The 12,701-nt window shown below is 38.8% G+C and carries 14 protein-coding genes; 12 read left to right on the forward strand and 2 right to left on the reverse strand.

Going from position 1 to position 12,701, the window contains the following annotated elements:
- Nucleotides 1–414: 414 nt before the first annotated feature.
- Nucleotides 415–825 (forward strand): hypothetical protein, encoded by a 411-nt coding sequence (locus ACE04G_RS16670; RefSeq protein ID WP_449005072.1) that lies wholly within the window; start codon nucleotides 415–417, stop codon nucleotides 823–825.
- A gap of 495 nt (nucleotides 826–1,320) precedes the next feature.
- Here the strand turns inward: ACE04G_RS16670 and ACE04G_RS16675 are convergent, their stop codons facing one another.
- Together ACE04G_RS16675 and ACE04G_RS16680 are read right to left on the reverse strand one after the other, a co-directional pair.
- Entirely contained in the window at nucleotides 1,321–2,340 is a 1,020-nt protein-coding gene (locus ACE04G_RS16675) for a hypothetical protein (protein ID WP_449005071.1), read from the reverse strand.
- Nucleotides 2,341–2,367: 27 nt separating this feature from the next.
- Complete coding sequence (locus ACE04G_RS16680) at nucleotides 2,368–3,333, reverse strand: hypothetical protein (RefSeq protein WP_449005070.1); 966 nt, start codon at nucleotides 3,331–3,333, stop codon at nucleotides 2,368–2,370.
- A 545-nt stretch (nucleotides 3,334–3,878) separates the two neighbouring features.
- Here ACE04G_RS16680 and ACE04G_RS16685 point away from each other — a divergent pair.
- From ACE04G_RS16685 to ACE04G_RS16735, 11 genes are all read left to right on the forward strand, one after another.
- On the forward strand, nucleotides 3,879–4,985 hold the full coding sequence (locus tag ACE04G_RS16685; protein WP_449005069.1) for an AlbA family DNA-binding domain-containing protein: 1,107 nt from the start codon (nucleotides 3,879–3,881) through the stop codon (nucleotides 4,983–4,985).
- A gap of 260 nt (nucleotides 4,986–5,245) precedes the next feature.
- Nucleotides 5,246–6,133 carry a DUF6884 domain-containing protein gene (locus ACE04G_RS16690; protein ID WP_449005068.1) on the forward strand — a complete coding sequence of 296 codons (888 nt, stop codon included), beginning with the start codon at nucleotides 5,246–5,248 and terminating at the stop codon, nucleotides 6,131–6,133.
- A 236-nt stretch (nucleotides 6,134–6,369) separates the two neighbouring features.
- Nucleotides 6,370–7,200: a DNA adenine methylase gene (locus tag ACE04G_RS16695; RefSeq protein WP_449005067.1), complete on the forward strand. Its 831-nt coding sequence runs from the start codon at nucleotides 6,370–6,372 to the stop codon at nucleotides 7,198–7,200.
- A 33-nt stretch (nucleotides 7,201–7,233) separates the two neighbouring features.
- Nucleotides 7,234–7,569: a hypothetical protein gene (locus ACE04G_RS16700; protein WP_449005066.1), complete on the forward strand. Its 336-nt coding sequence runs from the start codon at nucleotides 7,234–7,236 to the stop codon at nucleotides 7,567–7,569.
- Nucleotides 7,570–7,627: 58 nt separating this feature from the next.
- Nucleotides 7,628–7,921, forward strand: coding sequence for a hypothetical protein (locus ACE04G_RS16705; protein ID WP_449005065.1), 294 nt, complete (start codon nucleotides 7,628–7,630; stop codon nucleotides 7,919–7,921).
- Between the two features lie 360 nt (nucleotides 7,922–8,281).
- The gene (locus tag ACE04G_RS16710) at nucleotides 8,282–9,352 is read left to right on the forward strand and encodes a hypothetical protein (RefSeq protein ID WP_449005064.1); all 1,071 of its coding nucleotides are present in this window, start codon (nucleotides 8,282–8,284) and stop codon (nucleotides 9,350–9,352) included.
- Nucleotides 9,353–9,476: 124 nt separating this feature from the next.
- Nucleotides 9,477–10,043 carry a hypothetical protein gene (locus ACE04G_RS16715; RefSeq protein WP_449005063.1) on the forward strand — a complete coding sequence of 189 codons (567 nt, stop codon included), beginning with the start codon at nucleotides 9,477–9,479 and terminating at the stop codon, nucleotides 10,041–10,043.
- Between the two features lie 14 nt (nucleotides 10,044–10,057).
- Nucleotides 10,058–10,894, forward strand: a complete 837-nt coding sequence (locus ACE04G_RS16720; protein ID WP_449005062.1) for a DNA cytosine methyltransferase — start codon at nucleotides 10,058–10,060, stop codon at nucleotides 10,892–10,894.
- A gap of 994 nt (nucleotides 10,895–11,888) precedes the next feature.
- Complete coding sequence (locus ACE04G_RS16725) at nucleotides 11,889–12,227, forward strand: sigma factor-like helix-turn-helix DNA-binding protein (RefSeq protein ID WP_024633943.1); 339 nt, start codon at nucleotides 11,889–11,891, stop codon at nucleotides 12,225–12,227.
- Entirely contained in the window at nucleotides 12,179–12,394 is a 216-nt protein-coding gene (locus ACE04G_RS16730) for a helix-turn-helix domain-containing protein (RefSeq protein WP_133387277.1), read from the forward strand. Before ACE04G_RS16725 ends, ACE04G_RS16730 begins: the two co-directional genes overlap by 49 nt.
- Before the next feature lie 32 nt (nucleotides 12,395–12,426).
- Complete coding sequence (locus tag ACE04G_RS16735; protein ID WP_449005061.1) at nucleotides 12,427–12,678, forward strand: hypothetical protein; 252 nt, start codon at nucleotides 12,427–12,429, stop codon at nucleotides 12,676–12,678.
- Nucleotides 12,679–12,701 lie beyond the last annotated feature (23 nt).

Genomic DNA, 12,701 nt, shown 5'->3' on the forward strand with positions numbered 1-12,701 from the left:
AGATCTAGAGAGCACAATGTCACGTTCTTCAGGTGGGAACGATCGCGTTTCTGCCTGCAGTACATGACCATGTGCTGTTAAAAGAAATTAAAGGTACCTCATGTAATCCCCGCATCTAAGATTCCTACCAAATACCACACCCTCGATATAATCCGTCTGCTGAAAGTTGAAGCCACCATTGTCCGGAAAACAAATACTGTAGCCATTGACTACTCTATAGCGTTCTGCGACATCAATTGTTTTGCCTAGATGACCTTGTTGTTTCAATGCACATAATCCTTTCTCTCCTCAGTTGTATTGATATAATCTTGAATTATTATCCCGCGTATGATCATGACTTTGGATTCCCTCATCTCGACGTCAACCCTATATCGTTGTACAATGCAGAGATTATCATTGAAAGGAAGCCAGCATATGAGACTAAAAAGAGATTCATTAACTCCAGATGAGACCCTTTCCGCAGGAGTATCTACATTAAATTTAATCTTGGAAAAGACCTGTTTTGACTACAAGGTGGGGGACCGATTCTTTTTCAAAAATTCTCCAGATACCGTATTCACTGTGTTGGCTGAGTATGCAGATGATTTCGTGTACGAGGGGGGACAGACTGCCAAGTACGAAGAAATCTTCCCAATATTTTCAGTGGGTATGCTCATGGAATTCCTAACCGAATTACACCCGTTCGTACTGAATTCATTTGGTGCTGGGTGGATTCTCTTGTGGAACAGCGAGATAGTGATTGAAAGTAAAAAACATGAATTGAGCGTTGTTTTCTTATGGAGGGCTCTTACTGAGATTGTACTATCAGGGAAGTATGTGTGGTAAGCGAATTCAAATAATACTGGTCAGGGGGTATTCTCATAAAAGAAACCATTGAGAAGAATATGAGCCTAGAGAAAATTTTGAAAGCAAACGATAACATGATTACTGTTTATGTGCTCCAAGATGCTCTGTGAAATTTCATAGAGCATATTTTTTATATCTTCTTTTGATAGTTTTAAAATCTACTATTATGCCAACCCTTGCAAAACGATAGGGGAGATGGCTTACTATGAGGAAGAAACCACTTAAACCTTCGGTTAGTGATAAACCAAATACACAGTACCGGACTCGGGAATAAAGAAGATATTAGAACAAAACAAAAAAAGTATTGGAATTGCTCAAGAAACGAAAATGAGTAATCGAGATACCACCTTGTGGTTAAAGGTTAAATTTTGATAAATATTTGATGCTATGTTAAAGAGTCGTCCTGGAGTTCCGGGGCGACTCTTGTCTGATTTTCCTAAGAGGAATTTCTTCTGATTAGTCAATTACAACATATTAATTTGCTGGAGATGGGATATTTGCGTCAATTGATGTACGAATAACTGTGCAAATCTCCTCAGCACTCAAACTAAAGTTCAACTTAGTGCCATTATCCGTATTAATTTCCATACGATAAGGGCGGTTCGGCGTAGGACTATAATAATATTCTTGTGCTCTATCTGATCCAACCTCCAGAAATTCTTCATTATTAGTTGTGTGAGATCGAATAAAGAATTGGTATTCGACTAACACTCCTGCAAATGTTATTTCTAGTCTTACATTCGGATTCGCATATCCATTCTGTTGAAGTCTTTTTTTTATAAAGTCAGTGAGGTCCCATCTCACTTGGTTCGCCATCTTTGATGTAATGTGAACGGAGATAGGAATTTCAAGAGTGTTTCGTGATGTATCAATAACTACATTACCTTCTCCTTCACGGAGACGCTCGAGAACAATTGAATGCTCCCCCTTAATATGATCACCATTTTTGAAGCAGCCCGTTAAGCAACTGAACATCGAAGGAACATAGAAATTCTCAACTACAACTTCTGAATCACCAGGATACACTAATGATTGAAGGGTAATATATATTTCGTTACCTTTTCTTTGTAATTTTTTTAATTGAAGAGTTCCCGGAGGTGAGGGAGGATCAACTTCACATCTTGAAATCATGCTCTGCATACAATCCGACCATGCCTTATAGACCTGTTCATTTGTGTTCGAAATGACTATTCTTTTTGCGTCTTCTTCGGATATGTTTCTTATGGTGTTTTCTTCAATAGCCTTTTGAATCCTTTCGTATGTCTCTTTTGTTGTGCTACTATTCAGTCCTAGGGAGGTGTCTACTCCCTCTATAGGAATTGCTACATCTATCCCTAATCCATTACTTACATTCCTCATATACTCTTCATACGACGTGTTCTTTATCCATTTATAAAAGTTATCCTTAAAACTGTGTTTGGTTTCCATGATAAACGTATCTGCTTTGGTTTCCCGCAGGATGGCATGGCATTGTGTGTAATCGCACTCAGGCATGAAAAACTTCCTCTCGGTGTATTTTTCTTATGTTAAAGGTGATGGACTAAGCATCTCAATCGTTGATTTTATAACGTTGCAAATTTCATCTGCACCTATAAAAAACTCAAAATACTTGCCTGAGTCATTTACCAATGGTACAAAGTAGTATTTATTGGGATCGGGATGATAAATATATTGACTCCCGCCAAATTCTGCAACCTCAACATTATCAATACTACTTGGAATTTTGATATTAAATTCAACTAGTTCTCCATTTAGCCGAAGTTCTACAATTACCGGTCCGGACCAAACGCCTTTCAATTCTTTTGGTAGTATATAATCACTCTTACCAAGTCTGTCAGTAATAAAGTGAACAAGTCTTTCTCCTGCTTTTCGTGCTGTATCTAAAGTTGCATGGACTATAGGTATTTCAAGAGTATTTCGCGAAGTATCTATAATGAGAGTCCCATCCCCTTCAGTAACTCGCTGAAGAATGATGGTATGTTCTCCCTTTATACGATCTCCATTTTTCAAACAACCAGTGATACATTTCAAAGTTGTAGGGACATGGAATTTTTCAACTACAACCTCTGGGTCACCAGGATACAGTAAAGATTCAAGAGTGATATATATTTCATTACCTTTTCTTTTTATACTTTTTACATGAAGAGTTCCCGGAGGTGGGGGAGGATCAACTATACATCCTGAAATCATGCTCTGCATACAATCCGACCATGCCTTATAGACCTGTTCATTTGTGTTCGAAATGACTATTCTTTTTGCGTCTTCTTCGGATATGTTTCTTATGGTGTTTTCTTCAATAGCCTTTTGAATCCTTTCGTATGTCTCTTTTGTTGTGCTACTATTCAGTCCTAGGGAGGTGTCTACTCCCTCTATAGGAATTGCTACATCTATCCCTAATCCATTGCTTACATTCCTCATATACTCTTCATACGACGTGTTCTTTATCCATTTATAAAAGTTATCCTTAAAACTGTGTTTGGTTTCCATGATAAACGTATCTGCTTTGGTTTCCCGCAAGATAGCATGGCATTGTGAGTAATCGCACTCAGGCATAATAATCATCCCTTTCTAGACTTTTCTTTATTATTAAATGAGACATACATATATATACAAGAAAATCAGGGCGTGTTTTAAAACTCATTATAATTTGCGAGCTGCATCTGTCACGCTTGATATGGATCAAGCTTTTATTTGCCTGAAACCTCTAACTTAAATATTACGTAGAATCAACAAAGTCAGTCTAATTGATGGACCAAGTTCAATTTCCATTTCCATTAAGACCTAAGCAATACCTCTAATTCTTCATGTGAAGTCTAGGCGTCTGTTAATTGTTTAATGAACGGAGTGGATCACCATCTTGGAATGCAGCAATATGGGAGGAGATTGTAAGAGAGGGGTTAATCGTTAAGTTTCAGGAACAAGAGCAATTAGAAAGAAAATTGTCCGATTATGAGAGCTCCATTAAAAAGACCAGCAGAATTGTCTGAGACAAATTTCTATAATAAAACACTTATTTTAAGGGAGGAAATGTAGTGACTACTTTTACCAAAAAATTCGAGCTTATTGAGTTAAGTGATATTGAAGCTCTAATTACTAATAAGGTGAAAGAAGGGGGGACCATCGAATATAAATCCCAGATGGTTCGATCTGAGCAATTTTGTGCAGCAATTTCTTCTTTTGCAAATGCGTTCGGAGGAGATTTTTACTTAGGGATCGAAGAGGCGGAAGGAGATCCTACTTCTACTCCAGGTATCAAGGCGGACGATATTGATGCATATATGTTAAACCTTAATCAAATTCTACACAATGGTCTCGAGCCTAGACTTGCACGATATGATATCAAACCTTTTGAAGTATCCCCCAAACATTACGTCATTTTAATCAGGGCTTATCGTAGTTGGTCCCGCCCTCACAGAGTAAAACAAAATAATCAATTTTATTCTAGGAAGTCGAATGGAAAGTTCCCTTTAGATGTACACGAGCTACGTGAAATGTTCTTAGGAACAACGGAATTTTCCAAGAGGTACGAACTCTTCAAAGAGGAAAGACTTTTAACCACATTTAATTCATATAGAGATGTTCCATTCTTCATTGCTCACTTACTTCCCTTATCTTGTTTCGAAAATCAGTATACCCTGGACGTAAATCTAATTAGCAAAGTAAACCTGACCCCGATTGCTTCAGCAGGTGGAAACCCTCGAATCAATATACATGGCCTGTATTCCGAATCAAATAGGGGTGAAGCAAGGATGCAAATCTTCAGAAATGGAGTTATTGAAATGTCGACTGTACGCATGACAGACAATTTAACGATTGCTGCGTATGCTTTTGAAAGACAGCTCATTCAAGCTCTACATCGACAGATTATTAACTATGACGTTATGGAGATCAGCGAACCATTCTACCTTATCTGCTCATTCTATGGTGTACAAGATCTTGTTTTTATCTCTAGTCCAGATTCCTTTATGGATACATGGCCTTTGAGTGAAGATAAGATTACTCTACCGGAAGTTCTAATTGATCCAAAAAACTTCTCAACTAGAAGTCCCGAGGAAATCGGGCTTGCCCTCAAGCCTGTATTTGATGGACTATGGAATGCATTTGGGATGGCCGAGGCCCAGTTAAGATTTAAAGGCTAACCGTATCATAGATAACTTTCATATAATCTTGATCTGATCATTCGAAAAACTTTTCAAAATGCTTTCTGTTTGGTAAAATAAAATTATTACGATTATTTTATTAGTTTTCTTTGCTGCCCCAAACTGAGCATGCAATGAGTGAGTCGCTTAACAGCTAAAAGATACTGATTTCAAAAAAATGGAGACAGATAGGTATACGGGACCCGTATGCCTTTTTTTGTGTCCATTTTTTTGTGTCCAAAAAAGGAGACGATATAGACATGAGAAGGATTGCTTTGATTACCGAATCCTCGGCTCGCCCGGATACGGCTATGCCTGCCCACATTTTCTACCAAGGGAAGATGAGTCGGTGGATCAATACGGTGATTCAGTACATGGAGATAAGAAGCTTTCCAACAGAAGATATATTCTTCTTAAGCTTCTATAAAAATCGAATCATCCCTTACCAAGAGGTGATCGAACCCTATCCTAAGCAAAAAAATCACCCAAGGGCTAGTGATGCCAATGTGTTCGCAAAGGAAATCTTAGCGCATGTCCACTCCATGGTAGAAGGTGTGTTCGTAGAGATTCACGCAGGTAGAACATTGGCAGATCCTCTGAGACAGTTGTTAGATGAGAATAATATTCCTTATCGACTGTATGCAGATGGCGTTCCTTTAGGAACAAAGCCTACTTACTATGAAATGCTAATAAGTGATGAGCTGGAGCAAAGGCGATTTAAAGAAGTTCAACGAGAAAAGTGGACTATCTCTTCTTTAATCAGTGAATTGTCCCCATCGGAAGCCAGCAAAATTATCAACACATACGGCAGTTCAGCTCAGTTGTATGGTGTTGAGCCCAATGTGGAGGAATTGAAGAAGCTTCTCGGAGGACTCCGGCAAAAAAAGAAAGATGAAGATAAAGCTTATCGAGATTTTGAGTATGCAATGAAAGAGGAAGATCCCAAAGGGGAACTTCAGCATTTTCTTCAGTATCAAGAGACGCTATCTGATCTTCATAAAAACAAACAGTTCGAATTATATAAAAATAAGTATGGAAAGAGCATTGCTAAGTTCACATGTTACTTGATCAAGAAGGGCTATGTCCGATTAATTGAGAACAAAATTAGCGAAGCCTTGTTTCGTACCCAAATCGCACTCATAAAATAAAGGTGGACTATATGAATAATAGGATTATGAAAATACCCCATCCTCTCTACTAACAGGTGTGATGAAGGAATGGACGATGTAGTTCATTTAGAGGTTCATTGTAGCCCCCTTCAGGCGAGCTCCCCATAGAGGGATAAGTAGCACTTACGCGGCCTTCGAGAAAGCGTAAGAGGACAAATAGAGTCCTGCCTATTTCCGGATCGATAACACATGATACGGAAACGGGAGAGATGGAAATGACAAAATCTTATGTTGATGTAAATAGAATTGATAGTGTAATTCGATGGTTTGGAGGTAAACACTTTTTATCGCGTGATTTGATTCCTTTAATTCCGGAACATCATTGCTGGGCTGATGTATTTGGTGGGGGTGCCCATATGACTGTTGGGAAAAAAAGAAGCACGGTCGAAGTCTTTAACGATACGGATGAAGAATTGATTAATTTCCTTATGGTACTCCGTACTCATAAAGCAGAACTAATTGAAAACCTTAGCTCACTCCCAACAAGTCGCAGCTTATTTGAACGATGGCAGTATGAGCAGCTACCTGCAGACTCATTCGAGCGAGCAGTCCGGTGGTTTTACTTACTCCGGCAATGCATCATTCCCGCTAATGGTATTAAGAGCGGCTGGCGATCTGGAAAGATCAAAAACACAGCAAATGATTATCAAAACGCGGTAAGTAAGTTGCATGAGTTTGAGAAAAGATTCAGCAGAGTCATGATCGAGTGCCTGGACTATAAGGAAATCATCAAACGGTATGACTCTGAAAGAACTTTTTTCTTCATCGATCCGCCGTACAAAAACCGGGAGCACTATTATAAGGGAGCATTTAATGAGCATATTCAGCTTGCAGATATGTTAAACAACATTAAGGGAAAGGCCATGGTGACTTATTATGGTGATCCGCTAATATTGGACCTGTATAAGGACTGGCATTGTCTAACCTTTAATTCAAAAGTGGGGACGGTAGCAAAAGCTGAGTTAGGACAAACACGACGGAATGAAACCGAGTATGTCTTCATGAACTATTTACCGGAGCAGAATACTCAAATCCCACTTTTTTAAAATAGAAATAGAAGTCACAACAGGAGGAACACTATGCCAAGATGTATTTACTGTAGAGAAGAGATGGAAACAATGGAGTATTTAGAAACGGAAAGTGGATTTACTTCTGCAGAGGTGTGTGTAAACGAGAACTGTGTCATACACAACATCGTGAATCTTTATTTTAAAGAGTGGAAGTTAACTAAAGAAGAAATTGAAGCTAGATTAAATAAAATGGATGTTTCCTGGAACTGGATGGGCAAATTCTTTGTTCTTGTCGATCCAATAAATCACTACAAAGTACGAGCCAAACTCGTTACATTAAATCTGGAAAACGGGGCCATGTTGCTTGATTCCACAATCGATTACGTTAATATCCCTGTGTTATAGCAGCTTATGATTCTATGAGTCACTGGAGTTAATAAAATGAGTTTAGGGAGAGACTTTGATGGAAAATATCCTTGAAGTACAAGAATTAGAAAAGGCGATCTCATTAGCATTTGGTGGAAAAACCAGTTTTGATGTTGAAGATTGTCATGCTAGATATTTCAATAATATTGATGTAGATGGCGTCGAGTATGAATATAAGAGCATACATGATGGTTCTACAGAGACAGGTATCCAAGGAGAAATTTGGTATCGTCCAGCTGAGTCTGAAGACTGGTACGACACTGGCTGCGATGAAAAGTATTTGGGAGAACAAATTAGAAAACAGATGAGACAGGTTAATAAAGCAGTATAAGTTAAAGTTTACGCCTGTCAGCCAAAAGCATATAAGAAATTTATTTACTCGCGCGTGCCGGTATTCAATCGGTACGTGTTTTTTTCATGAGAATAATCTTATGAAGCATACGTCTGTAAAAGGAAAGGACTCTACAAGGAACTCAATAGGCTTCTCGTGTTCAAAAGATGTTAAATCTGATAAACTAATGCTATTACGATTTAATGAATAATTTTCATTGAAGCACAGTCGTTGCAGTCAATGAGGCAGACGCTTAAAAAGCAATAAATATAGAGTCTAAAACAATGGAGACAAATAGGTATACGGGACCCGTATGCCTTTTTTTGTGTCCATTTTTTGTCTTGAAGAGGGGATGTCATCATGACTAAAGAAAAGCAACTTGACCTATTCCAAACCGATTTTACGGAACATAGGAAATACCTGGATGGTGTATTTAGATCCAAAGAGGAGCTAATTAAACAATTCCAGGAAGAGGGAAGAGATAAGATATTTCATGTTTTATCTTTTGGAGCCGGTACTCAGTCAACATATTTACTTGAACAGCACTTTAGAGGGTTGATTCATTACGACTTTATCATATTCGCTGATACGGGGGCTGAGCCGGAATTTATTCACCAGCAGGTAGCCTGGTGGCGTCAAAGGCAACAGGATGTTGGAAACACAACCCCCTTCATTACAACGCAACATAATACAATGGAGCGTGGGTTGGAGGAAATGTTGATGCGTTACATTTATACGGACTATCAACGTTTTCAGCTTCCTGTATACTGCAATCGGTTAGATCCGGAGACAGGAGAGATGATTCGGGGTGGTTTGATGCCGAGACAGTGTACAGTCGATTTTAAGATTGTACCTGTTAAACAAAGAGCCAGGCAGCTTGTATTACAGTTGTACGGTCTAGGCCCAAGGCAGCAAATGCCAGACCACGTGGGATTTATCATCGACATTGGATTTAGTATTGATGAAATCCGCCGAATTAAAACGTATCAGTCTCCTCAATACGATTACATGCGATTAGCTTACCCGCTAGTTGAGGAAAACGTAACGACAGATGATAGCATAAGGTTCCTGATTGATAATGACTTCCCTACACGGAGATCTCGCTGCTATCTATGCCCATTCAATTGCTCAGCAGACAGAGAAATCGGAATGGATTGGGACGAGATCATTCGAGAAGAGCCATTATCCTTTCTAAAGGCCTGTTGGTTTGATGAGCAGCTGCGCGAAGTTCAGGCGACTGGATCAAAAATTATGAGGAGTATTCCCTTCCTTCATTATAGCCGCCGGCCTTTACGAGACGTGTTCCCTGTATATGAGATGCTACGGAGTACCTATAAAAAGGATTTTGTCATGTGGCTTGATGAGTGGAAAGGCTATATTAGCGAGAAATGGGGCAGAACTAGTCCCGCTTATAAGAAAAGTGCTGGTTGAAGTCAGTAAATAACCGATAGAGATTCTGGGGCACAGTTTGGTTGTTAACATAATTAACGAATAGGAAGGAGGGAATCCCCATGAGGTTGAGGGGATTCCCCCTCACCTATGGGGAAACTCAAATATGAACAATCGCAAATTGACTTTAAAAAAGGTCTACACGGTAAGTAAAAAGAATAATGCTCCACGCTTGTGGCTTCAACACATGGTATGTGAAGCTGCAGGTCTGATACCTGGATCAGAACTATTTGTTCAAGTCGATGAAATGAATAAGCAAATTACGATCCGGAATAGTCCATTCGATGAAACACAAGATGTGTATGAGGTCAGCGTTTCGTCTAGAATGAACCGTACTAGCGGCAAACCACGTCCACTTGTAGACACATCCGGATCGAAATTTTCGTCTATCCTTTGCATTCAGGATAAAATTGAAATAAGTGTATATCGCAATGGCCAGCATGCAGAAATTGTTGTGAGACCACTCCGATTCCGCTTATTCGATACTGAAACATTTGAGTCATCAGACGAACGCATTCGCCTTCTAACGGTTTGTTCGGGATCTGGGATAGGAGCTTCCATGTTTGTAGATAGCCAATACTACACGGCCGTACAGGAAGTTGAAATCGAAGAAGATTGCGCGGAGGTTATCAAAGAGAACTTTCCTTATTCCTACCTATCAATGGTGATCTAAGAGATTGCAACACGGTGGCTAAGGCTGATGTAGCTTTCATCTCCTTGGATTGTTCCGAACACAGTAGTATAGGAGACGGCGGACAAGGTTATTTCGATAACATTGTCCTAGGAACATATAAAATATTGAAAGCCGCGGATCCACGTGTTATTTTTTCTGAGAACGTCCCGGCATTCTATCAATCTACTGTGTTTCATAATCTTCAGGAACTTTTGACTCCTGATTATCCATATATGATTGGGCCTATCACGATTGATAGTTATAACTTTGGTTCTATAGCGCATCGGAAGCGTTCCTATACACTCTTTGTTAAGGATAAAGAGGACTTTGATCTATTCCGTGAACCAAAAGCTCCAGTATTCCGAAGACACAAATTAAAAGAGTACCTGGATACTGCAAAAGATCATGAATGGAAATCGGTCAAAACTTGGTGGGATAGTTTTCTAGGAAAGAAAGCGAAGAATAACTCGTGGGCAGATCGCAATACGGATAAAACCTTCGTCAAACCAGAAGAGTGTACTGAACTACAATGCATACCCGCAAGATATCGAAGTCATAGTGCCAGTAACTCCTATGTTCTAAACGAACAGGGCGACCAATGGCGTTTCTTGACTATCAATGAATTACGGCGTATTTTCCAGATTCCAGCATGGTTTAAATTCCCTGAGCACACTCCAATGTCTCGTATATACGAGATGATTGGACAAAGTGTTTGTGGCCGTGTAATCCGTGCCTTTGCCAACGAAATTAGTTCGTTGTTCTTCCGCAGATTTGCGGGGGTGATGCATAAGAACAATGACAATATAGGCGTGATAAGGGACCAACACGGCCAGATAGGATTTGCGTTTTAACCGTAAGTGACGAGGTGAAATTTTGAGCAAAATGGAGTTTGATGTGTCATTATTTTTGAGTTTCTTTATTCCAGGCATACTTGTGACTGCAATTATGATTTCAATTTACTATCTGATCGGAAGAAGGAATCCTAATACCGACCGGTTATGGACCTATCCTATGATCACATTTGGAATTGTAGCCATTGTTTATGCACCCATTGCCGCAATAACCCGACTTTAAAAAATAAAAAAAACAACCATCTTAATTAAGATGGTTGTTTTTTGAGGTGACATTTATCGCAAATTCATGAAGGAAGACTATAAATCAACGTGATTTGCTCAAGAATTCATGGCAAGAGAAAACCCACCTCATAAGGTCGGACGCCTGACGGTGGGTTTCGCTTAAATAGCATTATTTAGTTCATGTTCGCTTTGGCAATCCACAGCCTTTTGGGTCCTCAGAGTCTTGACCGTTGGCAGCAATGAAGACTCTTTCTCGTATATGGCCGAACCCGATCTCCATATACATAGGTCGGAAGCCTGACGGTGGGTTTCGCTTGAATAGCATTATTCAGTTCATGCACGCCGTCGCAGTCCACAGCCTTTTGGGTCCTAAGAGTCGTTACCGTTGACGCGGTAAGGCTCTTTTTCATATGGCGGAACCCAATCTCCATAAACATAGGTTGGCGCCTGATGGTGAGTTATTTATAACTAAATGATAACAAATTTTAAGGGTATATTCAACTACCAGATTGCATGGATTATAGCGTGCAGGAGCAATTTTAGGCTTTTGGTTCTTATTGATACTTACCTTCACTTCTGTTCAATTTTGTAAGAAACGTATCAGTTTAAATACAGGTCTAAATTTAAATAGCTTCGTTATAAATAGAAGCCAAAAAACGATAAGAATGTTATAATAAAATAGAACAAATGTTCCTATTTTGGTTGTAAAATATTTCTTTGTTTTCCCTACATATGTAGAAAGTTTATTTCGAAAGGAGTGGTTTTCGAGTTGGAAAATCAGCAAACAGTATACGAGCGATATAGGAAAGAGATTTATCGAATTGGTTGGAGAGTACAGTATAGAGCAAAAAAAATTAAATATCGTGAGTTACCAATTTTTGAAGATGAGGCAATAAAGGGGGATTTTACGTCCTTCTCTGAAAACAAAATTATGGCAGAACAACTCATTAGCTCTCTACCAGATATAGGGAAGAATGTACTAAGTAAGATTTATTTAGAGGGTTACACAGAATCTGAAGTTGCTCTTAAACTAAACATTAGTCAGCAGGCGGTGAATAAATGGAAGAGAAAAATGTTGAACCTATTATCTCAGAAAATCAGTTCATAGAATTGTTGACTGCTGCAAAAAACAACGAGCCAGCAGCGATTTTGGAATTATTGAACTTATTTAATCCTGACATACAAAAATTAAGTCGATATATTTATCTACCACCAGAAGATGCTGCTTCAGAAATTATTACTGAATTCCTTGAGTTTATTAAAAATGAAAGGTAGCTAATTTTGATTAGGAGAGGAGGGAATATCTTGTGGAAACAATTTCTCTTGAGAATTTAGGTGCTTTGATCGGGACGGTTGGATTTCCAAGTTTAATTGCTATTATTCTACTAAGAAGTGTCCTGGGTAATTTCAAACAAAGATTAGACGATTTAGATAAGAGATTAATACAACTTAATAAGTCAATTTTACTGGTAGTTAAAACCTTAAATAAACTAACTAAAACTGATCTATCGGTGGTGAAAGAATTTGAGACAAATTCTTCGGATACACAAAAAAAATGAATATTTAATAAAAAGAAGAAGAT

This window comes from Paenibacillus sp. AGC31 (genome assembly GCF_057334655.1).

Excerpts from the sequence above, each read along its gene's own strand:
- ACE04G_RS16715 (WP_449005063.1), top strand. The coding sequence starts at position 9,477 with ATGAACAATCGCAAATTGACTTTAAAAAAGGTCTACACGGTAAGTAAA.
- ACE04G_RS16670 (WP_449005072.1), top strand. The coding sequence starts at position 415 with ATGAGACTAAAAAGAGATTCATTAACTCCAGATGAGACCCTTTCCGCA.
- ACE04G_RS16695 (WP_449005067.1), top strand. The coding sequence starts at position 6,370 with ATGACAAAATCTTATGTTGATGTAAATAGAATTGATAGTGTAATTCGA.
- ACE04G_RS16680 (WP_449005070.1), bottom strand. The coding sequence starts at position 3,333 with ATGGAAACCAAACACAGTTTTAAGGATAACTTTTATAAATGGATAAAG.
- ACE04G_RS16730 (WP_133387277.1), top strand. The coding sequence starts at position 12,179 with ATGGAAGAGAAAAATGTTGAACCTATTATCTCAGAAAATCAGTTCATA.
- ACE04G_RS16675 (WP_449005071.1), bottom strand. The coding sequence starts at position 2,340 with ATGCCTGAGTGCGATTACACACAATGCCATGCCATCCTGCGGGAAACC.
- ACE04G_RS16690 (WP_449005068.1), top strand. The coding sequence starts at position 5,246 with ATGAGAAGGATTGCTTTGATTACCGAATCCTCGGCTCGCCCGGATACG.
- ACE04G_RS16700 (WP_449005066.1), top strand. The coding sequence starts at position 7,234 with ATGCCAAGATGTATTTACTGTAGAGAAGAGATGGAAACAATGGAGTAT.
- ACE04G_RS16710 (WP_449005064.1), top strand. The coding sequence starts at position 8,282 with ATGACTAAAGAAAAGCAACTTGACCTATTCCAAACCGATTTTACGGAA.
- ACE04G_RS16705 (WP_449005065.1), top strand. The coding sequence starts at position 7,628 with ATGGAAAATATCCTTGAAGTACAAGAATTAGAAAAGGCGATCTCATTA.